The 22316-nt window shown below is 68.0% G+C and carries 22 protein-coding genes and 1 tRNA gene; 10 read left to right on the forward strand and 13 right to left on the reverse strand.

Annotation, left to right across the window (positions count from 1 at the left end):
* The first annotated feature begins 109 nt into the window (after window positions 1-109).
* Complete coding sequence (locus tag OMP44_RS19175) at window positions 110-325, forward strand: DUF3820 family protein (protein WP_158892131.1); 216 nt, start codon at window positions 110-112, stop codon at window positions 323-325.
* Here OMP44_RS19175 and OMP44_RS19180 read toward each other — a convergent pair.
* Both OMP44_RS19180 and OMP44_RS19185 read right to left on the reverse strand, forming a co-directional pair.
* Window positions 322-774, reverse strand: a complete 453-nt coding sequence (locus OMP44_RS19180) for a GNAT family N-acetyltransferase (RefSeq protein ID WP_187978647.1) — start codon at window positions 772-774, stop codon at window positions 322-324. The genes OMP44_RS19175 and OMP44_RS19180 overlap by 4 nt on opposite strands.
* Before the next feature lie 2 nt (window positions 775-776).
* On the reverse strand, window positions 777-1001 hold the full coding sequence (locus OMP44_RS19185) for a hypothetical protein (RefSeq protein ID WP_133859899.1): 225 nt from the start codon (window positions 999-1001) through the stop codon (window positions 777-779).
* A 123-nt stretch (window positions 1002-1124) separates the two neighbouring features.
* Here OMP44_RS19185 and OMP44_RS19190 point away from each other — a divergent pair, with 123 nt between their 5' ends.
* Window positions 1125-1538 (forward strand): VOC family protein, encoded by a 414-nt coding sequence (locus OMP44_RS19190; RefSeq protein WP_187978648.1) that lies wholly within the window; start codon window positions 1125-1127, stop codon window positions 1536-1538.
* Between the two features lie 31 nt (window positions 1539-1569).
* Here OMP44_RS19190 and OMP44_RS19195 read toward each other — a convergent pair whose 3' ends face one another.
* Window positions 1570-1920: a 4a-hydroxytetrahydrobiopterin dehydratase gene (locus tag OMP44_RS19195; RefSeq protein ID WP_280310478.1), complete on the reverse strand. Its 351-nt coding sequence runs from the start codon at window positions 1918-1920 to the stop codon at window positions 1570-1572.
* A gap of 162 nt (window positions 1921-2082) precedes the next feature.
* Between OMP44_RS19195 and acs the strand changes: the two genes are divergently transcribed.
* Window positions 2083-4041 carry an acetate--CoA ligase gene (gene acs / locus OMP44_RS19200; RefSeq protein WP_133859896.1) on the forward strand — a complete coding sequence of 653 codons (1959 nt, stop codon included), beginning with the start codon at window positions 2083-2085 and terminating at the stop codon, window positions 4039-4041.
* A gap of 284 nt (window positions 4042-4325) precedes the next feature.
* Window positions 4326-5288, forward strand: a complete 963-nt coding sequence (locus OMP44_RS19205) for a GlxA family transcriptional regulator (RefSeq protein ID WP_133859895.1) — start codon at window positions 4326-4328, stop codon at window positions 5286-5288.
* 19 nt (window positions 5289-5307) lie between these two features.
* Here OMP44_RS19205 and OMP44_RS19210 read toward each other — a convergent pair whose 3' ends face one another.
* The 3 genes from OMP44_RS19210 to OMP44_RS19220 form a co-directional block, all read right to left on the reverse strand.
* The gene (locus tag OMP44_RS19210; RefSeq protein ID WP_280310482.1) at window positions 5308-7872 is read right to left on the reverse strand and encodes a bifunctional diguanylate cyclase/phosphodiesterase; all 2565 of its coding nucleotides are present in this window, start codon (window positions 7870-7872) and stop codon (window positions 5308-5310) included.
* Between the two features lie 176 nt (window positions 7873-8048).
* Window positions 8049-8729, reverse strand: a complete 681-nt coding sequence (locus tag OMP44_RS19215; RefSeq protein ID WP_133859893.1) for a hypothetical protein — start codon at window positions 8727-8729, stop codon at window positions 8049-8051.
* 59 nt (window positions 8730-8788) lie between these two features.
* Window positions 8789-9388: a short chain dehydrogenase gene (locus OMP44_RS19220; protein WP_280310485.1), complete on the reverse strand. Its 600-nt coding sequence runs from the start codon at window positions 9386-9388 to the stop codon at window positions 8789-8791.
* 97 nt (window positions 9389-9485) lie between these two features.
* Between OMP44_RS19220 and OMP44_RS19225 the strand changes: the two genes are divergently transcribed.
* Window positions 9486-10397 carry a LysR family transcriptional regulator gene (locus OMP44_RS19225; protein ID WP_187978652.1) on the forward strand — a complete coding sequence of 304 codons (912 nt, stop codon included), beginning with the start codon at window positions 9486-9488 and terminating at the stop codon, window positions 10395-10397.
* 586 nt (window positions 10398-10983) lie between these two features.
* On the opposite strand, the gene OMP44_RS19230 is transcribed toward OMP44_RS19225, so the two are convergent.
* From OMP44_RS19230 to OMP44_RS19250, 5 genes are all read right to left on the reverse strand, one after another.
* Window positions 10984-11685 carry an ABC transporter ATP-binding protein gene (locus tag OMP44_RS19230; protein WP_007159574.1) on the reverse strand — a complete coding sequence of 234 codons (702 nt, stop codon included), beginning with the start codon at window positions 11683-11685 and terminating at the stop codon, window positions 10984-10986.
* A gap of 11 nt (window positions 11686-11696) precedes the next feature.
* The gene (gene livG, locus OMP44_RS19235) at window positions 11697-12464 is read right to left on the reverse strand and encodes a high-affinity branched-chain amino acid ABC transporter ATP-binding protein LivG (protein ID WP_133859890.1); all 768 of its coding nucleotides are present in this window, start codon (window positions 12462-12464) and stop codon (window positions 11697-11699) included.
* The gene (locus OMP44_RS19240) at window positions 12461-13717 is read right to left on the reverse strand and encodes a high-affinity branched-chain amino acid ABC transporter permease LivM (protein ID WP_187978653.1); all 1257 of its coding nucleotides are present in this window, start codon (window positions 13715-13717) and stop codon (window positions 12461-12463) included. The genes livG and OMP44_RS19240 overlap by 4 nt, the downstream gene beginning before the upstream one ends.
* The gene (gene livH, locus OMP44_RS19245; RefSeq protein ID WP_007159571.1) at window positions 13714-14637 is read right to left on the reverse strand and encodes a high-affinity branched-chain amino acid ABC transporter permease LivH; all 924 of its coding nucleotides are present in this window, start codon (window positions 14635-14637) and stop codon (window positions 13714-13716) included. The genes OMP44_RS19240 and livH overlap by 4 nt, the downstream gene beginning before the upstream one ends.
* Before the next feature lie 114 nt (window positions 14638-14751).
* A complete protein-coding gene (locus OMP44_RS19250; protein WP_187978654.1) occupies window positions 14752-15873 on the reverse strand; it encodes a branched-chain amino acid ABC transporter substrate-binding protein in 1122 nt (373 codons plus the stop codon).
* Between the two features lie 214 nt (window positions 15874-16087).
* Between OMP44_RS19250 and OMP44_RS19255 the strand changes: the two genes are divergently transcribed.
* On the forward strand, window positions 16088-16396 hold the full coding sequence (locus OMP44_RS19255) for a DUF2288 domain-containing protein (protein WP_187978655.1): 309 nt from the start codon (window positions 16088-16090) through the stop codon (window positions 16394-16396).
* A 44-nt stretch (window positions 16397-16440) separates the two neighbouring features.
* Here OMP44_RS19255 and OMP44_RS19260 read toward each other — a convergent pair whose 3' ends face one another.
* Window positions 16441-17427 (reverse strand): aldo/keto reductase, encoded by a 987-nt coding sequence (locus OMP44_RS19260; protein ID WP_280310507.1) that lies wholly within the window; start codon window positions 17425-17427, stop codon window positions 16441-16443.
* A 110-nt stretch (window positions 17428-17537) separates the two neighbouring features.
* On the opposite strand from OMP44_RS19260, the gene OMP44_RS19265 reads away from it, so the two are divergent.
* The 3 genes from OMP44_RS19265 to OMP44_RS19275 all read left to right on the forward strand — a co-directional run bounded on the left by OMP44_RS19265 (window position 17538) and on the right by OMP44_RS19275 (window position 20533).
* Window positions 17538-18425, forward strand: coding sequence for a LysR family transcriptional regulator (locus OMP44_RS19265; protein ID WP_158892160.1), 888 nt, complete (start codon window positions 17538-17540; stop codon window positions 18423-18425).
* A gap of 89 nt (window positions 18426-18514) precedes the next feature.
* Window positions 18515-20428, forward strand: coding sequence for a selenocysteine-specific translation elongation factor (selB, locus tag OMP44_RS19270; RefSeq protein WP_187978658.1), 1914 nt, complete (start codon window positions 18515-18517; stop codon window positions 20426-20428).
* 9 nt (window positions 20429-20437) lie between these two features.
* Window positions 20438-20533: transfer RNA gene (locus OMP44_RS19275), tRNA-Sec, on the forward strand.
* Between the two features lie 10 nt (window positions 20534-20543).
* Here the strand turns inward: OMP44_RS19275 and OMP44_RS19280 are convergent.
* Window positions 20544-21554: a hypothetical protein gene (locus OMP44_RS19280; protein WP_280310511.1), complete on the reverse strand. Its 1011-nt coding sequence runs from the start codon at window positions 21552-21554 to the stop codon at window positions 20544-20546.
* A gap of 144 nt (window positions 21555-21698) precedes the next feature.
* Here OMP44_RS19280 and OMP44_RS19285 point away from each other — a divergent pair, with 144 nt between their 5' ends.
* Window positions 21699-22307: a TetR/AcrR family transcriptional regulator gene (locus OMP44_RS19285; RefSeq protein ID WP_280310513.1), complete on the forward strand. Its 609-nt coding sequence runs from the start codon at window positions 21699-21701 to the stop codon at window positions 22305-22307.
* Window positions 22308-22316: the final 9 nt, after the last annotated feature.

Below are 22316 nucleotides of genomic sequence, written 5' to 3' on the forward strand. Positions count from 1 at the left end.
GCAGACCTGGTGTAGCTGGGATCGTCGCGGAGAGCTGGTGCTCCCCGCGGCCGACGGTTGACCCCTGACGGCATGGCATAATCGCCAGGCCGTGTAGAGGAGACAAGCGATGCAACCCGCGGATCTGGACGCCCTGGTGACCTGGACCATGCCCTATGGCAAGTACGCCGGCCGCCTGCTGGCCGACCTGCCGGGCCACTACCTCAACTGGTTCGCCCGCAGCGGCTTTCCACCTGGCGAGCTGGGCCGGTTATTGGCGCTGATGCAGGAGATCGACCACAACGGCCTCAAGCCGCTGCTCGATCCGCTGCGCCGCCGGCGCTAGTCCGCCAGGCGACGCATGTCGATATGGGGAATCCCGTCCTCGTCGTACACCGCTGAGCAGGGCGTGAAGCCATAGCGGCCATAGTAGGCCTGCAGATGAGCCTGGGCGGAGAGAAACAGCGAGCGCCCGGGCCAGCGCTCGGCGCAGACGCGCAGGGCTTCCCCCAGCAGCAGGTGCCCCAGCCCGCTGCCGCGGCCCTCGGGGGCGACGATCACCCGGCCGATCACCACGTCCTCGCGTACTGCCCCGAGCAGGCGCAGGTAGGCGTGCAACTGGTCGTCCCGCCAGCCGAACAGGTGCCAGACATCCGCTGCCAGATCCAGGCCATCGGCGTCGGGATAGATGCACTGCTGCTCCACCACGAACACCCGGGCGCGCAGCACCAGGGCGGCATAGAGCTCGGCGGTGGTCAGCGCTGGCGCGGCGCGGCAGCTCCACTGGAGGGTCATGGTCAGTCCTTGCGGCGGCCGGACAGCATGCGGAAGCGGTTGCGGTTGAGCAGCACGTAGCCGGTCAGCTGCAATCCCGCTGCGAACAGCAGGCTGCGCATGGCACCGGGTTCGGTGGGACGCGGACCCTGGTAGAGGCCATAGAGGGAGAAGGCCACGCCCAGCAGGCCAAGGATGAAGAAGACCAGGCCGATCTTGGTCAGGCGGGGGAGGTTGCGCAGATTCATGGGCATATCGTCAGAGGCGAAGGCCGCCACGCTAACCGTCCGCGCCGGGCTTGTCGAGCCGATAGGCAGGCGCGACGGACTGGTCTAACGTGGCTTGATGACCCCTGCAGCGGGAGAGCGTCCATGTTCAGCCATGTACAGCTAGGTGCGCGCGATCTGGAGCGCCTGATCGAATTCTACGACAGCGTCTTGCACGAACTCGGGCTGGTGCGCATGCCGGCGGAAGACGACGGTGGCCCGCCCGGGTGTGGCTGGCAGCGGCCGGGGCGGGAGTGGCCGCAATTCTATGTGCAGCTGCCGTTCAACGGCCTGCCGGCCTCCTGGGGCAATGGCGTCCAGGTGAGCTTTGCCGCGCCTAGTCCCGCGGCCGTGGAGGGGGCCTGGCATCGCGCCCTGCAACTGGGCGGCAGCGACGAGGGTGCGCCGGGCATCCGAGCGGGCTACGGACCGGACTTCTATGCCGCCTATTGCCGGGACCCGGAGGGCAACAAGCTGTGTTTCGTCCACGCCGAGGGATTGGCCGCCGCCTGCGACTAGCGTGTGGTCCGGCGATCCGGCGATCCGATGGTCAGACGTTGGCCGCCAGGGCGACTGCGTCGGTACGGGCGGCCATGATGAAGTCGTTGCGGTGCAGGCCGCCGATGTTGTGCGTCCACCAGCTCACCGTCACCGCGCCCCATTCGGTGAGCAGGGCCGGGTGATGGTCCTCGTCCTGGGCCTCGCGGCCGACGCGGTTGGTGAAGTCCAGGGCCTCGAGGAAGTTGCCGAAGGCATAGCGGTGTTCCAGCCGCGCAATCCCCTCGCGTTCCACCAGCGTCCAGCCGGGGACGGCCTTGAGCAATTCGCTGCTGGCGGCCGCGCTCAGGGCCGGCTCGCTGGAGCGGCAGGGGACGCAATGAGAGTGGGCGAGATCGGCCATGGGGCGCTCCTTGGGAAAGAAAGTCACGAAAGGGCAAGGGTAACAGACCCGCCGGTCAGCTCCCGGCGCCCCGTCCGACCATGGTCGAATGGTCCGAAACCGGTGCGCGCCGTACAACGGAAGGCAACAAGAACAACAGTTTCCCGCCGAGGAGATCGTCCCATGAGTGCCGCCTTCTACCCGGTCCGCGCGGAAGTCGCTTCCCGGACCCTGACCGATGAAGTCACCTATCGCCGGCTGTACCAGCAGTCCATCCTCAACCCCGATGGCTTCTGGCGCGAGCAGGCCCAGCGCCTGGATTGGATCAAGCCCTTCAGCCGGGTCAAGCAGACCTCCTTCGACGATCATCGCGTCGACATCCAGTGGTTCGCCGATGGCACCCTGAACGCCTCCTACAATTGCCTGGATCGCCACCTGGAAACCCGCGGCGACCAGACCGCCATCATCTGGGAAGGCGACGATCCGGCCGACAGCCGCCACATCACCTACCGCGAACTGCATCGCGAGGTCTGCCAGTTGGCCAACGCCCTGCGCGGCCAGGACATCCACCGCGGCGACGTGGTGACCATTTACATGCCGATGATTCCCGAGGCCGTGGTGGCCATGCTGGCCTGCGCCCGCATCGGCGCGGTGCACTCGGTGGTGTTCGGCGGCTTCTCCCCCGAATCCCTGGCCGGCCGCATCAGCGACTGCCAGTCCAAGCTGGTCATCACCGCCGACGAAGGCGTGCGCGGCGGTCGCAAGATCCCGCTCAAGGCCAACGTCGACGAGGCCCTGACCAATCCGGCCACCTATTCGGTGCGCAAGGTGATCGTCTGCAAGCGCACCGGCGCCGACATCGCCTGGCACCGCCACCGCGACGTCTGGTACGAGGACATCACCTCGGTGGCGCCGGAACATTGCGAGCCCAAGGAGATGTCCGCCGAGGCGCCGCTGTTCATCCTCTATACCTCCGGTTCCACCGGCAAGCCCAAGGGCATCCTGCACACCACCGGCGGCTACCTGACCTATGCCGCCCTGACCCACGAGCGGGTCTTCGACTATCGCCCCGGCGAGGTCTACTGGTGCACCGCCGACGTCGGCTGGATCACCGGCCACAGCTACATCGTCTACGGCCCCCTGGCCAACGGCGCCACCACCCTGCTGTTCGAGGGCGTGCCCAACTACCCGGACGTCACCCGCATGGGCCAGGTGGTGGACAAGCACCAGGTCAACGTCCTCTACACCGCCCCCACCGCCATCCGCGCCATGATGGCCCAGGGCGATGCGGCCATGCGCGGCGTCGACGGCAGCAGCCTGCGCCTGCTCGGTTCGGTGGGCGAGCCCATCAACCCCGAGGCCTGGCACTGGTACTACAAGACCGTGGGCCAGGAGCGCTGCCCCATCGTCGACACCTGGTGGCAGACCGAGACCGGCGGCATCCTCATCAGCCCGCTGCCGGGCGCCATCGGCCAGAAGCCCGGTTCGGCGACCCGTCCCTTCTTCGGCATCCAGCCGGCGCTGGTGGACAACGAGGGCAACCTGCTCGACGGCGCCGTGGAAGGCAACCTGGTGATCCTCGATTCCTGGCCGGGCCAGTCGCGCTCCATCTATGGCGACCACGACCGCTTCGTCGACACCTACTTCAAGACCTTCAAGGGCATGTACTTCACCGGTGACGGTGCCCGCCGCGACGAGGACGGCTACTACTGGATCACCGGTCGCGTCGACGACGTGCTCAACGTCTCCGGCCACCGCATGGGCACCGCCGAGATCGAGAGCGCCCTGGTGGCCCATCCCAAGGTGGCCGAGGCCGCGGTGGTGGGCATGCCCCACGACCTCAAGGGCCAGGGCATCTATGTCTACGTCACCCTCAACCAGGGCGAGGAGGGCAACGAAGCCCTGCGCCAGGAGCTCAAGCAGTGGGTGCGCAAGGAAATCGGCCCCATCGCCACCCCCGATGTGATCCAGTGGGCGCCGGGTCTGCCCAAGACCCGCTCCGGCAAGATCATGCGGCGGATCCTGCGCAAGATCGCCGTGGGCGAATACGACTCGCTCGGCGACATCTCCACCCTGGCCGACCCGGGCGTGGTGCAGCATCTGGTCGGGACCCATCAGCAGATGAGCCAGGCCGTCGCCTGATCCGGCTGCCTCAGCGACCGCCCGCTATCGTCCAGGTAGCGGGCGGTTTCTTTTTTGGCGGTCCTGTAAGGACGTGTCGCCAGGGTAGAAGCCGCCGCCGTTGCGCTGGCGCTAGAATCGCGCCAGCCGGCGGGCCGCAGGGCACTCCGGTCCGCTACCCGGGGCAAAGGCCGGGACAGGGGCAGCGCTCCGGCGTACCATGCGTGCCACCCCACAAGGGTTTCATGGCGCGCGGGCCCCGGATCGGTCGCCCCCGCCGCTCTCGACAGGAAGCCAGACGTTAGATGACCATCCGCATCGCCTTTCTGCTGTGGCCCGACGTTCGTCCGCTGACCGTGGGCCTGGTCGAGGAAGCGCTGGAACTCGCCTCGCGCCATTCGAGCGATACGCCCTACGAGGTGCGCTTTCTGCAGGCCGGCAGCGAGTTGCAGCCGCGACTGCCGGGTGGCCACTGGGAAGGGCAGCTGGAACGCCTGGATCGGCTCTTCGTGCTGGCCGACGAACCCTCGCCGCCGCTGCCGCCACCGCTGGTCGCGGCCCTGCGCCAGACCGCCCGGGCCGGTGTGGTGATGGGCGGTTTTTCCGCTGGCGTGCACATCCTCGCCCAGCTCGGGCTGCTCGACGGTCATCGCGCCGCCGTGCATTGGCGCTGGCTGGAGGAATTCAGCGAGCAATTTCCCAAGGTCATCGCCACCCACCACCTCTACGAGTGGGACCGCGATCGCCTGACCGCCTGTGGCGGCCTGGCCATCCTCGATCTGCTGCTGGCCATGATCGGCCGTGACCGCGACGCCGAGCAGGCCGGCACCATCGCCGAGGAGCTGATCGTCGAGCGGCTGCGCGAAGGCAGCGAGCGACAGCGCATTCCGCTGAAGAATCGCCTGGGGTCGAGTCATCCCAAGCTGACCCAGGCGGTGATGCTGATGGAGGCCAACATCGAAGAGCCCCTCACCACCGACGAGATCGCCCAGCACGTCTGCGTCTCCCGCCGGCAGCTGGAGCGGATCTTCAAGCAATACCTGGCCCGTGTACCCAGCCAGTACTACCTGGAGTTGCGGCTGAACCGGGCGCGCAAGATGCTCACCCAGACCAGCAAGTCGATCATCCAGATCGGCCTGTCCTGCGGCTTCTCGTCGGGACCGCATTTCTCCAGCGCCTATCGCAACTTCTTTGGCGTCACCCCCCGCGACGACCGCAACCAGCGGCGTGGCGCGGCGGGCGAGGGCAGCATGGTGGCCGAGCGCTAGGCGCCGAGCCCCTGCCGATTCAGCTCAGCGACTCGGTCGCCAGTTCGTCCAGCCAGGCGCCCAGCTGGTCGGCCGGCAGGGGCGCGCCACAATGGAAGCCCTGGATCTCGTCCGCCGGCAGGTGCTGCAGCTGGCGCAGGTGCTCGGCGTCTTCCACCCCCTTGAGGGTCACCCTTAGCCCCAGCGAGCGGCCGAGATCGATCATGGCCCGCACCAGGGCGCTGTCTTCCGGCGCCTGATGGTGGCGGGCGATGAGGCTGCGATCCAGGCGGATGCCGTCCAGCGGATAGCGGCGCAGATAGGCCAGGGAGCAGAGGCCGGAACCGAAGTCGTCCAGGCACAGGCGTACGCCCAGGCCCTTGAGCGCGCCCAGGGTGTTGGCCACGTCGGCGGCCGGATCCAGCAGGGTGCGCTCGGTGAGTTCCAGCTCCAGGCGCGACGCCGCCAGGCCGCTCTGGTAGAGCGCCTCGGCCACGGTCTGCACCGGATCTTCGTTGGCGTGGAATTGCTGCGGCGACAGATTGACCGACACCGAAAGTCGTTCCGGCCAGCCCTGGGCATCGTGGCAGGCGGTCTCCAGTACCCAGCGTCCCAGGCGCTGGCCGAGGCCGGCGTCCTCGGCCAGGGTCAGGAAGTCCAGCGGCTCCAGCAGCCCCTGGGTCGGATGCTCCCAGCGCACCAGCGCCTCGAAGCCACGCAGGCTGCCATCGGCCAGGCAACGCCGCGGCTGGTAGTAGAGGCTGAGGCGGTCATCGCGCAGGGCCTGGCGCAGGTCCTGCTCCAGCTGCCGGCGCAACAGCACCTGTTCGTTCATGGCCGGCTCGTGGAAGCGCCAGGTGCCGCGGCCAGCGGCCTTGGCCTGGTAGAGGGCGATATCGGCCAGGCGCAGCAGTTCCGCCGGGATGCCGGTATCCCGCGGCGCCAGGGCCACGCCCAGGCTGCTGCCGATGAAGACCCGTTGCTCGCCGAGGCGGAAGGGTTGGCGCAACTGCTCCACCAGCCGTCGACAGAGGTCGGCGATGGCGCCCGGGTCGCGATCGCCGCTGAGCACCACGCAGAATTCATCGCCGCCCAGGCGCGCCACCAGGTCGGTGGCGGTCACGTTCTGCCGCAGGCGCTGCGCCGCTTCCTGCAGGACCTGATCGCCGGCGGCATGGCCGAGGGCGTCGTTGACCGTCTTGAATCTATCCAGGTCCAGGCTGATCAGCGCCAGGGGCCGCGGCTCCGGTCCTTCCAGGTGGGTGGCGAGAAACTGGTGCAGGCGATGGCGGTTGGGCAGGCCGGTCAGGGGGTCGTGCCAGGACAGGTGCTGGACCTGGGCCAGGGCCTCGATCTCGTCGGTGAGATCGGTGACGGTGCCGCGATAGCCACCCTCGGGAATGGCCCGGGCGGCGACCCGACAGGTGCGTTCGCGGCCGTTGCCGTCCAGGTAGTGACAGACCAGCGGCGGTCGCGGCTTGCGGTCGTGCGCCTGGCCGGCGAGCCAGTGCGCCAGGGTGTCGGCATGGGGCGTCAGGAGTTCGTTGAGCGGTCGCCCCAGCCAGCGGTTGGTGGCTTCCCCGGTGACTTCGGCGAAGCGATCCGAGACATAGACCAGGCGCAGGGTGGCGTCGACCTCCCACAGCCAGTCCGAGGTGGCCTCGGCGATGTCGCGGAAGCGCCGCTCACCGATGGCCAGTTCGCTGCGACTGGCCAGCAGGTCATCGTACTGGGCATCCAGCTGGCGCATCGACAGCAGCGCCTGGCGAAACAGCCAGATCAGCCCCAGCAGCAGGATCAGCACCCCACCGCCGAACAGCGGCAGGGTCTGCTGCATCAGCCACAATCCCGGTCGCGGCGGGCGCCAGGTCAGCTGATAGCCGGAGCCGGGCAGTTGCCAGCTGGCACGGCTGCCAGCCGGGTCGGTGGTGATGCTCAGCGGCGGCAGGTTGTTGGCTTCGCTCAGGGCGGCCAGCCGGGCGGGACTCAGCACATTGACGAAGACCAGTACCGAGGCCGGCGCCTCCTGGGGGCGGACGCCGGCATGATCGCCCGGGGTGATGGCGGCGGCGGCCACCAGCGCCGGCATCCCGGCCACGGTCAGCACACCGGACACGCTGCCGGCGCGGGCGTCGGCGCTGCGTGCCGCTGCCAGCAGGCCGGCGATGTCGCCCTGCAGCCAGGACGTAGCGGGATCGGCCAGTTGGCCATTGAGCAGGCGATAGCGGGGGCGGTCCTGGCCGTCGAATACCAGCACCCCTTCGTAGCCATAGACGCGGTACAGCGATTCGCCGAGGTTGCCCTGGTCGTAGGCCCAGTCGGGGTCCAGTTCCTGATGCAGGCGGCGATAGGCCTCGTCCCATTTGCTGTAGTCGATCAGGTTGCGGGCGACCTCTTCGTCGAGGCGGGTAAAGGTGCGACCGATCGCGCGTTCGGTGTGCTGGGCGACGGTGGCATCCTGGCGCACGGCATTGTCGACCAGCAGATAGCAACCCAGGCCGATAAGGCCGAGGAGCAGTACGCAGAGCGCCGGGAACAGCCGCAGGAGGACGGTATGGCCCCGCCGACGCGGTAAGGCGCTGCGGGACGCGGGAGATGTTGGCATGCCTGGACCCTGGCTGGATGAGCGTTCCTGTGGCTTCGCCCGGCGCGACCCGGAGGTGGCCAAGCGAAGCGGATGAAGCCTTGCCGTCGCTAGACTAGCCCCTGGGGGCGCACGACGCTAAACGTAAAGCGGAAGATGCCAAGGGGATCGCGCTAAGCATCGCGCGAACGCCCGACTTAGGTGGGGTTGCCGGCACCACCGTAGAAGGCACAGCCCTGCCAGGTCTGGCCATTGATGCGCAATTCGGCCTGCAGTGACTGCACGGTGCCGGTCCGGCCATCCACGCAGCGCCGGGGATTGATCCACAGCTCGACCTTCTCGCCATTGGCCTCGGTGGACAGGGCGCGCATGCCGCCGGGCAATTCTTCCTGCACGAAGGGCAGGGCGCGGCGCTGTTGGCCGGCGGTACTGACCAGCATGCCCTGGTTGCTGACCTGGACGCTCCAGTCCGGTCCATGGCCACCGGCATTCATGGCGGTACGCTTGAAGTTGGGATCGCTGCAGCCCGGACCGCTGTACTGCACGCGGTAGACGTCGGTGACGGCGAACACGCCCTGGGCGCCATCGCGACCGCCGGACTTGAGCTTGCCGCGCAGATCGGCGAACAGCGAAGCGGCACCGCTGTCGGCGGCCAGTTCATGGGCATCGCGCAGGATGGCGGTGTTGTTGGCGTCGGTGACGTCGAAGAAGCGCTGTTCCTGGCAGGGGCGGAACAGCAGCTGGTCACCGTTCCAGCGCAGATCACCCTGCAGGCGCTCGCCGCCCGGTGCACGCGGGGTGTCGTCGCTCTGGAACAGGCTGCAGCCGCCGAGGAGGCCGAGCAGGGCAAGGGGAAAGATGGCACGCGGCGCAGGCATCGCAGGACTCCGACTGAGGTGGGCACACGTTACTCAGACAGCGCCGCAAGCTCAAGGACTTACCAGGCGCGATAAGTCTTGCCGGTTTCCCGCCCTTCCACGCTGCGTTCGTAGGCCAGGGTAGCCTCGGCCCCCGATACCGCCTTGAAGCCGCGGAAGAAATCGCCGTAGTGCCCCAGCGATTCCTCCAGCACCGTCGGACTCACGGCATTGATCCGCTGACCCCGCGGCAGCTCGATGGCCGCGCCGCGGACGAAGCCCTCCAGGGCGGCATTGACCATGGCCGCCGAGCTGCCCTGAGCGATGGGCTGTTCGCTGAGGATGCCGGTGGTCAGGGTAAAGGAGGCACCCTCGGCCGCCTGGGTCTGGCCCAGCAGCACCAGGTTGACCTGGCCCATCAGCTTGTCCTGCAGGCCCTTCTGATAGGCCTCGGGCGTCATCTCGGTGAAGGGGGCGAAGGTCACCGACCCCACCGCGCTGACCAGGGCGTCGAAGCGCCCGACCTGGGCGAACAGGGCGCGGATGGAATCCGCTTGGGTGATATCGACCTGCAGATCGCCGGATTGGCGGCCAACGCGGATCAGCTCGTGGCGGCTGCCCAGGCGTTCGGCGATGGCGCTGCCCAGGGTACCGCTGGCACCGACGAGGATGATTTTCATGAGGCGACTCCGTGAAGGGAAGGAGTCTCCAGCCTAGAATGGCTCATTGCCTTGATAAATCACCTGAATGGCAATCCAGTGTTTCCCGGAGGAAACGATGCAGGACGATTTCGCCGATCTCGCCGCCTTCGCCATCCTCTGTGAAAGCGGCAGCTTCACCCGCGCCGCCGAGCGCCTGGGCTGCAGCAAGGGGCAACTGTCGAAGCGCATCCGGGCGCTGGAGGTGCGCCTGGAGACCCGCCTGCTGCACCGTACCACCCGACGTCTCGATCCCACCCCTGCCGGACGCGCCCTGCTGCCCGAGGCGCAGGCCCTGGTGCGCCAGCGCGAGCGGGCCCTGCAGAGCGTGGCCCGCCTGCAGGAGGAGGCAGCCGGGCCGGTACGCCTGACCGTTCCGGTGTCCCTGGGCTACACCTTTTTCGAGGTGCTGCTGGCCTGTCGTGCCACCCATCCCGCCATCCAGCTGGACCTGGTGCTGGACAACGGCTATCGCGACCTGGTGGCCGAGGGTTTCGACCTGGCGATTCGCGCCCGGCTGGACCCGGACGAACGTCTGGTCGCGCGACCGCTGTTCGCCATGCAGGAGGTGACCTGCGCGGCACCCGCCTATCTGGCCGGGCGCGAGGTCCCCCAGGCGCCCGAGGAGCTGCTCGGCCACCGCTGCCTGGTCAACAGCCACTATGCCAAGGGAGAGGTCTGGCTCTATCACCGCGAGCACCGACTCGACCGCGTGCAGGTAATCCCCAGCCTGGCCTGCAATCACTACAGCCTGCTCAAGCAGGCCGCCCTGGCCGGGCAGGGTATCGCCCGGCTGCCCTCGTTCATGGTGCACGAGGAGCTGGCCAGTGGCGCCCTGGTCTGGCTGCTCAGGGACTGGCGCACCCCCAGCCAGCCGCTGTTTCTGGTGCATCCCTACCAGGGTGGCCTGCCCAAGCGAACACGGGTGGTGGCGGAAGCCCTGAGCGACTGGTTCGAGCGTAGTCGGCAGCGCCTGGAGGCGTTGGGGTAGCGGAGCCGATGAGCTGAACGCTGGTGCGGATAGCTCCCTCTCCCCGCGGGAGAGGGCTTGGGTGAGGGCACTCTTCGCCAGGAAGCCCCGGTGGAAAAGGCTGCGCCGTTTTCCACGCTACGGTGCTGTTGGGCTTCGACGGTGGAGCCAACTTACGTGGCGCACAGATAGCCCCCTCTCCCTGCGGGAGAGGGCTGGGGTGAGGGCACTCTTCGCCAGGAAGTCCCAGTGGAAAAGGCTGCGCCGTTTTCCACGCTACGGTGCTGTTGGGCTTCGACGATGGAGCCAACCTACGTGGCGCACAGATAGCTCCCTCTCCCCGCGGGAGAGGGCTGGGGTGAGGGCACCCTTCGCCAGGACGCCCCGGTGGAAAAGGCTGCGCCGTTTTCCACGCTACGGTGCTGTTGGGCTTCGACGATGGAGCCGTCTCAACCCAACCTACGTGGCGCACGGATAGCCCCCTCTCCCTGCGGGAGAGGGCTGGGGTGAGGGCACCCTTCGCCAGGAAGCCCCGGTGGAAAAGGCTGCGCCGCTTTCCACGCTACGGTGCTGTTGGTCGAGGCATGTGGGGCGGCGACGGGGTGACTCAACCGCCCAGATAGGCCTTGCGCACGTCCGGGTTGGCCAGCAGCTCGGCGCCGCTGTCCTGCATGACGATGCGGCCGTTCTCCAGCACGTAGCCGCGGTCGGCCAGCTTGAGCGCCTGGTTGGCGTTCTGCTCGACCAGGAACACCGTCACCCCATCCTGGCGCAGCTGTTCGATGATCTCGAAGATCTGCTGGATGATGATGGGCGCCAGGCCCAGCGACGGCTCGTCGAGCAGCAGCAGGCGCGGCTCGCTCATCATCGCCCGGCCGATGGCGAGCATCTGCTGCTCGCCGCCGGACATGGTGCCGGCGCGCTGGGCATAGCGCTCCTTGAGGCGCGGGAAGAGGCCGAGGACCTTCTCCAGCTGGCGGTCGTAGGCGTGCTTGTCGGTGAAGAAGCCGCCCATGGCCAGGTTCTCCTCCACGGTCAGGCGGGCGAATACCCGGCGACCCTCGGGCACCACGGCGATGCCCTTGCGCATGATCTGCGCGGTTTCCTGGCCGACCAGCTCCTCGCCTTCGTAGCGGATGCTGCCGCCGTGGGCCCGCGGGGTACCGCAGAGGGTCATCAGCAGGGTGGACTTGCCGGCCCCGTTGGCGCCGATCAGGGTGACGATCTCGCCCCGGTTCACCTGCACGCTGACGCCATGCAGCGCCTGGATCTTGCCGTAGAAGGTGGAGACGTTGTCGAACTGCAGCATGGTGGTCTCCATCAGGATTCGCCCAGGTAGGCCTTGATCACGTCGGGGTTGTTGCGGATCTGCTCCGGCGTCCCGTCGGCCAGGGGGGTGCCCTGGTTGATCACCACGATGTGGTCGGAAATGCTCATCACCAGGTGCATGTCGTGCTCGATCAGGAGCACGGTCACGCCGTGCTCGGCGCGCAGCAGGGCGATGAGCGCCTTGAGGTCCTCGGTCTCGCGCGGGTTGAGGCCGGCGGCCGGCTCGTCGAGCATGAGGATCTGCGGGCGGGTCATCATGCAGCGGGCGATTTCCAGGCGGCGCTGCTGGCCGTAGGCGAGGTTGCCGGCGTTGCGGTTGGCGAATTCGGTGAGGTTGACCTGCTCCAGCCAGAAGCGCGCATAGTCCATGGCCTCGGCTTCGCTCTTGCGAAAGGCCGGGGTCTTGAACAGCCCGGCCAGGAAGCCGGTGTTGAGGTGGCGGTGCTGGGCCACCAGCAGGTTCTCCACCGCGGTCATTTCCTTGAACAGGCGGACGTTCTGGAAGGTGCGCACCACGCCCTTGCGGGCGATCTTGTGCCCGGGCAGTCCCTGGATGGCTTCGCCATTGAGCAGGATCTCGCCGCCGCTGGGCCGGTAGAAGCCGGTCAGGCAGTTGAACACCGTGGTCTTGCCGGCGCCATTGGGGCCGATCAGCGAGACCACCTGGCCCTGTTCCACGCGGATGTTGACGCCGTTGACGGCCAGCAGGCCGCCGAATCTCATGGATAGGCCGGAGACATCGAGAAGGGCTTGGCTCATTTGTGCAACTCCAGGTGCGGGCGTTGCATCGGGAGCAGGCCTTGCGGACGCCAGATCATCATCACGACCATCAGCAGGCCGAACATCAACATGCGGTATTCGCTGAATTCGCGCATCAGCTCCGGCAGCAGGATCATCACGATGGCCGCGAGGATCACGCCGAGCTGGGAGCCCATGCCGCCCAGCACCACGATGGCCAGGATGATGGCCGATTCGATGAAGGTGAAGGATTCCGGCGACACCAGGCCCTGGCGCGCGGCGAAGAAGCTGCCGGCGAAACCGGCGAAGCAGGCGCCCAGGGTAAAGGCCGAGAGCTTGATCAGCGTGGGATTCAGACCCAGGGCGCGGCAGGCGATCTCGTCTTCGCGCAGGGCTTCCCAGGCGCGGCCGATGGGCATGCGCAGGAGGCGGTTGATCACGAACAGGGTCAGCAGCACCAGCAGCAGGGCGATCAGATAGAGGAAGATCACCTTGTATTCGGAGTTGTAGGGGATGCCGAAATACTCGTGGAAGGGCGTCATGCCCTCCGGGGCCCGGCGTTCGAAGGTCAGGCCGAACAGGGTCGGTTTTTCGATGCCGCTGATGCCGTTGGGGCCGCCGGTCCACTGGGTGAGGTTGCGCAGGAGGATGCGGATGATCTCGCCGAAGCCCAGGGTGACGATGGCCAGGTAGTCGCCGCGCAGGCGCAGCACCGGGAAACCGAGCAGGAAGCCGAACAGCGCCGCCATCAGCCCCGCCAGCGGCAGGCAGACCCAGAAGCCCAGGCCGTAGTAGTGGGAGAGCATGGCGTAGGTGTAGGCGCCGACGGCATAGAAGCCGACGTAGCCCAGGTCGAGCAGACCGGCCAACCCCACCACGATGTTCAGGCCGAGGCCGAGCATCACGTAGATGAGGATCAGGGTGGCGATGTCCACCGCGCCGCGCGAGCCGTAGAAGGGCCACACCAGGGCGATCAGCACCAGGCCGAGGATCACCCAGCGCTGGGTCTTGGGTTCCGTGAGCTTGGTGCCCAGGCCGGTGGCCGGCAGCTGCAGGCCGCCATTGCGGCGCCAGCCGGCGGTGAGCGGGTCACGCACCAGTTGCCAGACGAACATCAGCACCGCGGCCAGGGCCACGATCCAGAGGGTGCGCGGCGGGGCGCCGTGCACTTCCAGGTTGACGCCCACCGTCTCCAGCTTGAGGCCGAGGATGGGATAGGCGACGGCCAGCACCAGCAGGGCGCTGAAGAAGGCGGTTCGCAGACGGGCACTCATACCTTTTCCACCTCCGGGCGACCGAGGATGCCGGTGGGGCGGAACAGCAGCACCAGCACCAGCAGGCTGAAGGCCACCACGTCCTTGTACTGGTCACCGAAGACGTCGGCGCCAAAGGCCTCGGCCACGCCCAGCACCAGGCCGCCGAGCATGGCGCCGGGGATGCTGCCGATGCCGCCGAGCACGGCGGCGGTGAAGGCCTTGATGCCAGCCAGGAAGCCCAGACTCGGATTGATCACGCCGTACTGGATGCCCAGCAGCACCGCGGCCACGGCGGCGAGGGTGGCACCGATGACGAAGGTCAGGGCGATGATGCCGTTGGTGTTGATGCCCAGCAGGTTCGCCATCTTGATGTCCTCGGCGCAGGCGCGGCAGGCGCGGCCCAGGCGGGAGCGGGAGATGAACCAGGTGAGGCCGAACATGGTGAGCAGGGTGACGATGAAGATCAGCACCTGCACATAGGAGATCACCACGCCGTTCATGGCGTCGGTGCCGATGATGAAGTTGCCCGGCAGCAGGTTGGGGATCGACTTGTCCTTGGAATCCTGGGCCAGCAGCACCCAGTTCTGCAGGAAGATCGACATGCCGATCGCCGAGATCAGCGGGATCAGCCGGTTACCGCCACGCAGGGGGCGATAGGCGATGCGTTCGATGCTGTAGCCGTAGGCACTGGCGATGATGATGCTGGCGCCAAAGGCGGCGAGCATGACGATGGGCAGGCTGTGGATACCCAGCATGGCCAGGCCGGCGATGGCGATGAAGGCCACGTAGGAGCCGATCATGTACACCTCGCCATGGGCGAAGTTGATCATGCCGATGATGCCGTAGACCATGGTGTAGCCGATGGCGATCAGCGCATAGGTGCTGCCGACCGTGAGGCCGTTCACCAGCTGTTGCAGGTAGTGGTAGAACTCGGGCATGGGTGTCTCCAGGGGACCTTGCTGCACTTCTGGTGCGGGTCCCAGGCCTCGGATGGAGGCGGATAAACGAAGCCCACCGCCGTTGGCGGTGGGCTCCGGTGTTACAGGCAGGGCTTACTTGGCTTCAGTCTTGGTGCCGTCGGCGTGCCATTCGTAGACCACGAACTCGAAGTTCTTCAGGTCGCCTTTTTCGTCGAACGCCAACTCACCGGTGGGGGTGTTGAAGGTGTTGCTGCGCAGTGCCTTGGCCACGTCCTCGGGCTTCTCGTCGCCCGCCTTCTCGATGCCTTCGGCGATGACCTGCACGGCGGCGTAGGAGGGGAACACGAAGGGACCGCTCGCATCCTGCTTCTTGTCCTTGAACGCCTGCACCAGGGCCTGGTTCTTGGGATCCTGGTCGAAGGAGCGCGGCAGGGTGACCAGCAGGCCTTCGGAGGCCTTGCCGGCGATGGCGGAGATGGAGCTGTTGCCCACGCCTTCCGGACCCATGAACTTGGCGGTCAGGCCCTTCTCGGCCGCCTGACGCAGGATCAGGCCCAGCTCGGGGTGGTAGCCGCCGTAGTAGACGAAGTCGACGTTGGCCTGCTTGAGCTTGGCGATCAGCGAGGAGAAATCCTTGTCGCCGGAGTTGATGCCCTCGAACACGGCGACCTTGACGCCGGCCTTGTCCAGGGTCTGCTTGACCGCGGTGGCGATGCCTTCGCCGTACTGCTGCTTGTCGTGGATGACCGCGACGATCTTCGGCTTGACGTGCTCGACGATGAACTTGCCGGCGGTCGGGCCCTGCATGTTGTCCAGGCCGATGGTGCGGAAGATCAGCTTGTAGCCACGGCTGGTGATGTCGGGGCTGGTGGCCGCCGGGGTCACCATCAGGATGCCTTCGTCCTCATAGATGTCGGAGGCGGGCTGGGTGGAGCTGGAGCAGAGGTGGCCGACAACGAACTTGACGCCATCGTTGACGATCTTGTTGGCAACCGCCACGGCCTGCTTGGGATCGCAGGCGTCGTCGTAGATCACGCCTTCGAGCTGCTTGCCCTTGACGCCGCCGGCCTTGTTGATCTGCTCGATGGCCATCTGGGCACCAATGAACTCCATGTCACCGTACTGGGCGACCGGACCGGTCTTGGGGCCGGCCAGACCGATCTTCAGGGTGTCGGCTGCCAGGGTGTGGCTGGCCATGCCGGCCAGGGCCAGGGCCGCGACCAGGCGGGAGAAACGCAGAGTTGCCTTTTTCATGAGTGCTCCACTCGGAATGCTTTTATTAATGAGGCAGTTGGAAGCGAAAATGTGCCGATTTTGTTCTTTATGACGCGCCGCGCAGTTTAATCACCGTCTGTTCGTCTTGGAAAGCTGGCGACGACAACTTGTCGGATCTGTGGCCCGTGCGTCCGGGCGCTCGGCAAGCGGGGAGGGCAACGGTAGAATCCGCCCTTTTCGCGAGGCCCGCACCATGACCGATCACGCAACGCGCTACGCCACCCTGCTCGGGCAGACCGCCGCCATCGGCTGGGAAGAATTGCAACCGCATTTTGCGCGGGGCGTGCTGCTGGAAGTGGCGCCCGAGCTGGACCTGATCGAAGCGGCCATCGCCGTGACCCAGGACGAGGCCGCCAGGGTGGGTCTGTGGCTGCAGCAGGGCCAGCTGGCCAAGGTCGACGAAGACCGCGCAAGGCGCCGGCTGGAAGCGCCCGAGGTGCCCCTGTGGGCGGTGGTGGTGGCGCCCTGGGTGCTGATGCAGGAGCGTCCGGCCGAGCGCTGAAACGCAAGGGCCCGCGCAAGGCGGGCCGTTGTTGACGGGGTGGCTCAGCGTTCGCTGTCGAGATCGCGCAGCTGGTGTTCGCCGTAGCGATCGCCAGCCACGGCGTCCGGTGGCAGCAGGCGTTCCAGTTCGGCGCGATCCGCAGCGCTCAGCGTCACCTCCAGCGCCCCGAGGGATTCGTCGAGCTGACCGCGGCGGCGGGCACCGACCAGCGGCACGATGTCGTCGCCCTGGGCGGCGACCCAGGCCACCGCCAGTCGGGCCGGGGTGGTGCCCCGGTGTTCGGCGAACTGCTTGAGGCCTGCCACCAGCGCCAGGTTTTTCTCCACGTTGCCCGGCTGGAAGCGCGGACTATGAGCGCGGAAGTCGCCGCTGCCCGAGGGTTGGCGCCAGTGACCGCTGAGCAGGCCACGGGAGAGCACGCCATAGGCGGAGATGCCGATGCCCAGTTCGCGGCAGGTTGGCAGGATCTCCGCCTCGATGCCGCGCGAGACCAGCGAATACTCGATCTGCAGGTCGCAGACCGGATGTACCGCGGCGGCCCGCCGCAGGGTCTGGGCGCCCACCTCGGAAAGGCCGATATGGCGGATGTAGCCGGCCTGCACCAGCTCGGCGAGGGCGCCCATGGTGTCCTCGATGGGCACCTGGCGATCCAGCCGTGCCGGGCGATAGATGTCGATGTGGTCCACACCCAGGCGCTTGAGGCTGTAGGCGACGAAATTCTTGATCGCCGCCGGCCGGGTGTCGTAGCCCAGCCACTCGCCGCCCGGACCGCGCAGGGCGCCGAACTTGACGCTGATCAGCGCCTGGTCGCGTCGACCGCGCAGGGCTTCGCCCAGGAGCAGTTCGTTGTGGCCCATGCCATAGAAGTCACCGGTGTCGAACAGGGTGACGCCGCGTTCGAGGGCCGCCTGGACCGTGGCGATGGCCTCGCCACGGTCGGCGCTGCCATAGAGATCGGACATGCCCATGCAGCCCAGACCAAGGCTCGATACTAGGGGGCCCTGCTGGCCCAAGCGACGCTGTTGCATGAGGGATTCCTCGTCAGGTGAATGAGGCTTCACTCTAGCCAGGATGACGCTGTGCGATAATCCGGTCTCGACACAACGACCTGTTCGCTCAGCCGTACAATGGAGGCGCCTTGAATCTGGATGACCTGGCGGCCTTCGCCGCCGTGGCCGAGGCCCGCAGCTTTCGTGGCGCCGCCTATGTGCGCGGTGTGGCGGCGTCTTCGCTGAGCGATGCGGTGCGGCGGCTGGAGCGGGAACTGGATGTCCGGCTGCTGCACCGCACCACCCGCAGCGTGACGCCCACCGCGGCCGGCCAGCGTCTGCTGGAGCGCCTCACCCCCGCGCTGCGCGAGGTGCGCGGCGCGCTGGACGCCATCAATGCCGAGGGCGAGAGTCCGGTGGGGAGCCTGAGACTCAATGTGCCCACCATCGTCGCCCGCGTGCTGCTGCCGCCGCTGATCGGCCCCTTCCTGGCCCGGCATCCGGGCATTCGCCTGGAGGTGGTGGCCGAGGACCGGCTGATCGACGTGCTCGCCGCGGGTTTCGATGCCGGCGTGCGCTACGACGAGCACCTGGAAGCGGACATGATCAGCGTGCGACTGGGCCCGGTCACCCAGAGATTCGCCGTGGCCGGAACCCCTGCCTACCTGGAACGGCACGGCGTACCGGCACACCCCGCCGACCTGGTCCGGCATTCCTGCATCGGGCATCGCTTCGCCAGCGGCCTGGTGGCGCAGTGGAGCTTCGAGCGCGGCAGCGAGGTCAGCAACGTCACGCCGGGCAGTCGCCTGCTGGCCTCGGCGCTCGACCTGGAGCTGCAAGCCGCCCTCGACGGCGTCGGCCTGATCTATTCCTTCGCCGACTATCTGGCCGAGCCCCTGGCCGACGGTCGCCTGGTGGAAGTGCTGGCGGACTGGTCCACGTCCTTTCCCGGTCCGCGGCTCTACTATGCGGATCGCCGCCAGCTGCCGGCCCCGCTGCGGGCCTTCGTGGCCTTCTTGCGCGAGCGTCACGGCTAGGCGAGCGCGCGGGGCGCCGCTACCCTGAGCGCCAGTCCGCCGCCTGGAGCCGCCATGACGTCCCTGTTCATCCGCCTGGTACCGTGCCCATGATCATCGGCACCGCCGGTCACATCGACCATGGCAAGACCGCCCTGATCCAGGCCCTCACCGGGGTCGCCGGTGACCGCCGCCGCGAGGAGCAGGCGCGCGGCATCACCATCGACCTGGGCTATGTCTATGCCGATCTGGGCGACGGCGGTCTCACCGGTTTCATCGACGTCCCCGGTCACGAGCGCTTCGTGCACAACATGCTGGCGGGCGCCAGCGGCCTGGATCTGGCCCTGCTGGTGGTGGCAGCCGACGACGGCGTCATGCCGCAGACCCGCGAGCACCTGGCGATCCTCGAATTGCTCGGCATTCCCCGGCTGCTGGTGGCCCTGACCAAGGCCGATCGGGTGGATGCCGAGCGACTGGCCCAGGTGCGTCAGGACGTCAGTGCGCTGCTGGCCGCCGGCCCCTTTGCCGGAGCGCCGCTGTATCCGGTGGCCAGCCCCAGCGGCGTGGGCATCCCCGAATTGCGCGCCGCCTTGCTCGCGGCCCTGGGCCAGGTGCGCCAGCGCAACGCCCGCGGCAGCTTTCGCCTGGCAGTGGACCGGGTGTTCAGCGTCGCCGGGGCCGGGGTGGTGGTTACCGGCACCGCCTTTGCCGGCCAGGTGGCCGTCGGCGACGAACTCATCCTCACCCCGCGCGGCCAGCGCCTGCGGGTGCGGGGGCTGCATGCCCAGAACCGCGCGGCGGAAACCGCCCAGGCCGGCCAGCGGGTGTCCCTCAATCTCGCCGGTGAGCGACTGAGCACCGACAGCCTCGCCCGCGGTGACTGGCTGGTGGCCGAGGCGCTGCATGCGCCCACCACCCGTATCGACGTGGAGCTACGACTGCTGCCCGGCGAGGCGCGCAACCTGGCGCACTGGACGCCGGTGCACGTGCACCTGGGCGCCCAGGATCTCACCGGTCGCGTCGCCCTGCTGGAAGGCGACAGCCTCGCCCCGGGCGCCACGACCCTGGCGCAGCTGGTGCTCAATGCGCCGCTGCACGGGGTGCATGGCGATCGCCTGGTGCTGCGCGACCAGTCCGCCCAGCGCACCCTGGGCGGCGCCCGGCTGCTCGATCCCTTCGCCCCGGCGCGCCATCGCCGCACGCCCCAGCGCCTGGCCCAACTCCAGGCCCTGCGTCGGGGCGGTCTGGAGGAGGCGCTACCCGAACTCCTGGCCCAGGCCGACGGCGGTCTCGATCCGCGACTGCTGGCGCGGCAGTTCAACCGCCCCGAAGGCGACTGGCAATTGCCCGCCGACACCCTGAGGGTGGAGACGAGGGTCGGCCCGCGGCTGTTCGCGGCGGCGCTGTGGCAGGCGGCGCTCGAGCGCCTGGGCGCGGCGCTGGCGACCTTTCACCAAGAACAACCCGACGAGCTGGGTCCCGATCGGGATCGCCTCCGCCGCATCGCCGCGCCGGAACTGGAGCGGACGGTCTATTTGGCCCTGCTGGAGACGGCCCTGGCCGAGGGGCGATTGCAGAGCAGCGGTCCCTGGCTGCACCTGCCCGATCACCGGGTTCGCCTCACCGAGGCGGAGGAGGGGCTCAAGACCCGCCTCTGGCCGCTGCTGGAGGCCCAACGCTTCGATCCGCCCTGGACTCGTGATCTGGCCAGGAGTCTGGATCAGCCCGAGGCCGAGGTGCGGCTGCTGCTGCGCAAGCTGGCCCGGCTGGGGGAACTGACCCAGGTGGTCAGGGATCTCTTCTATCCCCAGGCGAGTCTGGAAGCCGCGGCCGGCGAGGCATTGCGCCTGGAGCGCGAAGCGGGGATCATTCGCGCCGCGGCCTTTCGCGATGCCCTCGGCATCGGTCGCAAGCGCAGCATCCAGATCCTCGAATGCCTGGATCGCATCGGTTTCACCCGTCGCTTCGGCGACGAGCGCCGGGTCCGCCCGGACAGCGCCTGGGCCCGCGCGGCCGAGGGCTAGCGCAACAGAGGAAGGCAATCACGCCCGGTGGCGTGGCCGGGCTTCAAACCCGGTTGGGGACGGCAGCCGTTCCCGGGTGGGTTCGACTCCCACTGCCTTCCGCCATTTCCCGCCGTCAGTGCCCATCCGTCTGGTGATGGATCACCGCGCCCTCCCGTTGCAACTCCTGCAGAAACCACTCCGCCGCCCAGAGGTGTTCGGGCATATAGAGACCCGCCGGCAGGGGTTCACCGCCCGCCAGGCCCAGCACCCGCTCCAGCGACAGCACCAGCCCGAGGGCGGTCAGCGAGGCCTGCCCCTGGTTGAATTCCAGCACGGCGCGTGCGCCGGTGGTCTGGCCGTCCCTTTCACCGCTCATCCTGACCGCGATCTCGGCCGCTGTTTCAGCGCCCCGCCGCCGGCTGGAGGACTCGCCCATGGCGATGTCGAAGCGGAGCTCCGGGGCGGCGGTGGCGGCCCGGAGACTGAGCAGATCGATGGAGCCGAAGGCCGTGGCGGCCAGCGTGCGACCGTCCAACGCCGTGACGCTGCCCTGCAGGTCGGCACCGCTCAGCCAGGCGCGGCGTCCATGATGGAAGGCCAGGGCAGCGGGTGCCGTGCTGTGCACCCGCTCCATGTCCTCCCAGGCCAGGGGACCGGCCGGGTCCGCCTCATCCAGCAAGACCTCTATACCGATGGCCGCGACCCGGGTGAAGCGGCGGGCGAGATCGAGTGCCAGCGCCAGGGCGGCGCCCGAGGCCCAGTGGCTGGACAGCACCAGGGCATGGGCGGCGGGGCGGTGCATGAACTGGGCGACCTCCGGCCCCAGTTCGGTGACGCCGGTGTTGGCATTGAGATAGGGGATGCCCAGGTGCTGGGCGAGGCGCAAGCCGTGCAGGGCCTGATCCGGTGCCAGCATGAGCATGGCTGCCGGGGTGAGCGCGGGGTCCAGTCCCAGCCCCGGCTGGTCGAGATCCAGGCGCACCGCCCGGGCCTGGCTGGCGGCCTGGGCGACATCCTCGGCCGTGGCGAGGTTGCGGCCGCCGACCAGCAGCGGCCAGTCAGGCTGGCGCTGGCGGAACCAGTGGACGGCCTGGCGGCCTACCGTGCCCGAACCGCCGGCAAAGAGTATGGGTTGCAGTGGCATGATGCTGTCCTCTTCGTTGCAGTGCTGAGGTTCCGGAGACCGCACAGCCGATTGCCACGGGCTGTTCTCCGCATTAACCTACCATGTGTAGGTTCCAGTTCAGGATTAACCTACCTTTAGTAGTTTTGCAAGAAGACGTGACCAATGGCAGCGCGATCCATCCCTGAAAAACCGGTCTCCGAAGGGACCGGACGGCGTCTCTCCAAGGCAGCCCGGCGTCAGCAATTGCTGGACACGGCGCGGGTCATCGTTCGGGAAGAAGGTGCGGATCGCCTGACCCTGGGCTATCTGGCCGTGCAGGCGGGCGTCTCCAAACCGGTCGTCTACGAGCATTTCGGTACCCGCTCGGGGCTGCTCATCGAGCTCTATCGCTGGCTCGATCTGGCGCAGATGGATGCCTTTCGCCAGGCCATGACCGCCCGGCAGCAGAGCGCCGAAGAAGCCACCGCGGCGCTGGCCGAGGGCTACATCCGCTGCGTGACCGACATGCAGGGTGAAGTCGGCGTAGTGGCGGCGGCGCTGGCGGGGAGCGAGGAAAAGACCGCGGTGTACCAGGAGTTGCTGGAACATGGCACCCAGATGGTGACGGCGGTGCTCACGCCGCACAGCAAAAGATCCACCGCGGAGTTGCAGGTGTCCTGCATCGGTCTGGTCGGCGCCGGCGAGGCCCTGGCCGCGGCCGTGGTGCGCGGGGCGCTGGGCGAGCGCGAGGCCATCGAGGCCTTCACCCGCCTGGTGCGCGCGGTGCTGTAGCCGGCGGCG

It is taken from the genome of Pseudomonas flavocrustae (assembly GCF_029872515.1).
Lineage (GTDB): Bacteria > Pseudomonadota > Gammaproteobacteria > Pseudomonadales > Pseudomonadaceae > Chryseomonas > Chryseomonas aestiva.

What these genes read in the sequence shown, in the direction of transcription:
- acs (WP_133859896.1), top strand. Translation starts at nt 2,083, where the DNA reads ATGAGTGCCGCCTTCTACCCGGTCCGCGCGGAAGTCGCTTCCCGGACC.
- OMP44_RS19230 (WP_007159574.1), bottom strand. Translation starts at nt 11,685, where the DNA reads ATGCTGCAGTTCGACAACGTCTCCACCTTCTACGGCAAGATCCAGGCG.
- OMP44_RS19280 (WP_280310511.1), bottom strand. Translation starts at nt 21,554, where the DNA reads ATGCCACTGCAACCCATACTCTTTGCCGGCGGTTCGGGCACGGTAGGC.
- OMP44_RS19175 (WP_158892131.1), top strand. Translation starts at nt 110, where the DNA reads ATGCAACCCGCGGATCTGGACGCCCTGGTGACCTGGACCATGCCCTAT.
- OMP44_RS19250 (WP_187978654.1), bottom strand. Translation starts at nt 15,873, where the DNA reads ATGAAAAAGGCAACTCTGCGTTTCTCCCGCCTGGTCGCGGCCCTGGCC.
- OMP44_RS19260 (WP_280310507.1), bottom strand. Translation starts at nt 17,427, where the DNA reads ATGCAACAGCGTCGCTTGGGCCAGCAGGGCCCCCTAGTATCGAGCCTT.
- OMP44_RS19205 (WP_133859895.1), top strand. Translation starts at nt 4,326, where the DNA reads ATGACCATCCGCATCGCCTTTCTGCTGTGGCCCGACGTTCGTCCGCTG.
- livG (WP_133859890.1), bottom strand. Translation starts at nt 12,464, where the DNA reads ATGAGCCAAGCCCTTCTCGATGTCTCCGGCCTATCCATGAGATTCGGC.
- OMP44_RS19195 (WP_280310478.1), bottom strand. Translation starts at nt 1,920, where the DNA reads ATGGCCGATCTCGCCCACTCTCATTGCGTCCCCTGCCGCTCCAGCGAG.
- OMP44_RS19240 (WP_187978653.1), bottom strand. Translation starts at nt 13,717, where the DNA reads ATGAGTGCCCGTCTGCGAACCGCCTTCTTCAGCGCCCTGCTGGTGCTG.
- OMP44_RS19255 (WP_187978655.1), top strand. Translation starts at nt 16,088, where the DNA reads ATGACCGATCACGCAACGCGCTACGCCACCCTGCTCGGGCAGACCGCC.
- OMP44_RS19180 (WP_187978647.1), bottom strand. Translation starts at nt 774, where the DNA reads ATGACCCTCCAGTGGAGCTGCCGCGCCGCGCCAGCGCTGACCACCGCC.
- OMP44_RS19190 (WP_187978648.1), top strand. Translation starts at nt 1,125, where the DNA reads ATGTTCAGCCATGTACAGCTAGGTGCGCGCGATCTGGAGCGCCTGATC.
- livH (WP_007159571.1), bottom strand. Translation starts at nt 14,637, where the DNA reads ATGCCCGAGTTCTACCACTACCTGCAACAGCTGGTGAACGGCCTCACG.
- OMP44_RS19210 (WP_280310482.1), bottom strand. Translation starts at nt 7,872, where the DNA reads ATGCCAACATCTCCCGCGTCCCGCAGCGCCTTACCGCGTCGGCGGGGC.
- selB (WP_187978658.1), top strand. Translation starts at nt 18,515, where the DNA reads ATGATCATCGGCACCGCCGGTCACATCGACCATGGCAAGACCGCCCTG.
- OMP44_RS19215 (WP_133859893.1), bottom strand. Translation starts at nt 8,729, where the DNA reads ATGCCTGCGCCGCGTGCCATCTTTCCCCTTGCCCTGCTCGGCCTCCTC.
- OMP44_RS19225 (WP_187978652.1), top strand. Translation starts at nt 9,486, where the DNA reads ATGCAGGACGATTTCGCCGATCTCGCCGCCTTCGCCATCCTCTGTGAA.
- OMP44_RS19220 (WP_280310485.1), bottom strand. Translation starts at nt 9,388, where the DNA reads ATGAAAATCATCCTCGTCGGTGCCAGCGGTACCCTGGGCAGCGCCATC.
- OMP44_RS19185 (WP_133859899.1), bottom strand. Translation starts at nt 1,001, where the DNA reads ATGAATCTGCGCAACCTCCCCCGCCTGACCAAGATCGGCCTGGTCTTC.
- OMP44_RS19285 (WP_280310513.1), top strand. Translation starts at nt 21,699, where the DNA reads ATGGCAGCGCGATCCATCCCTGAAAAACCGGTCTCCGAAGGGACCGGA.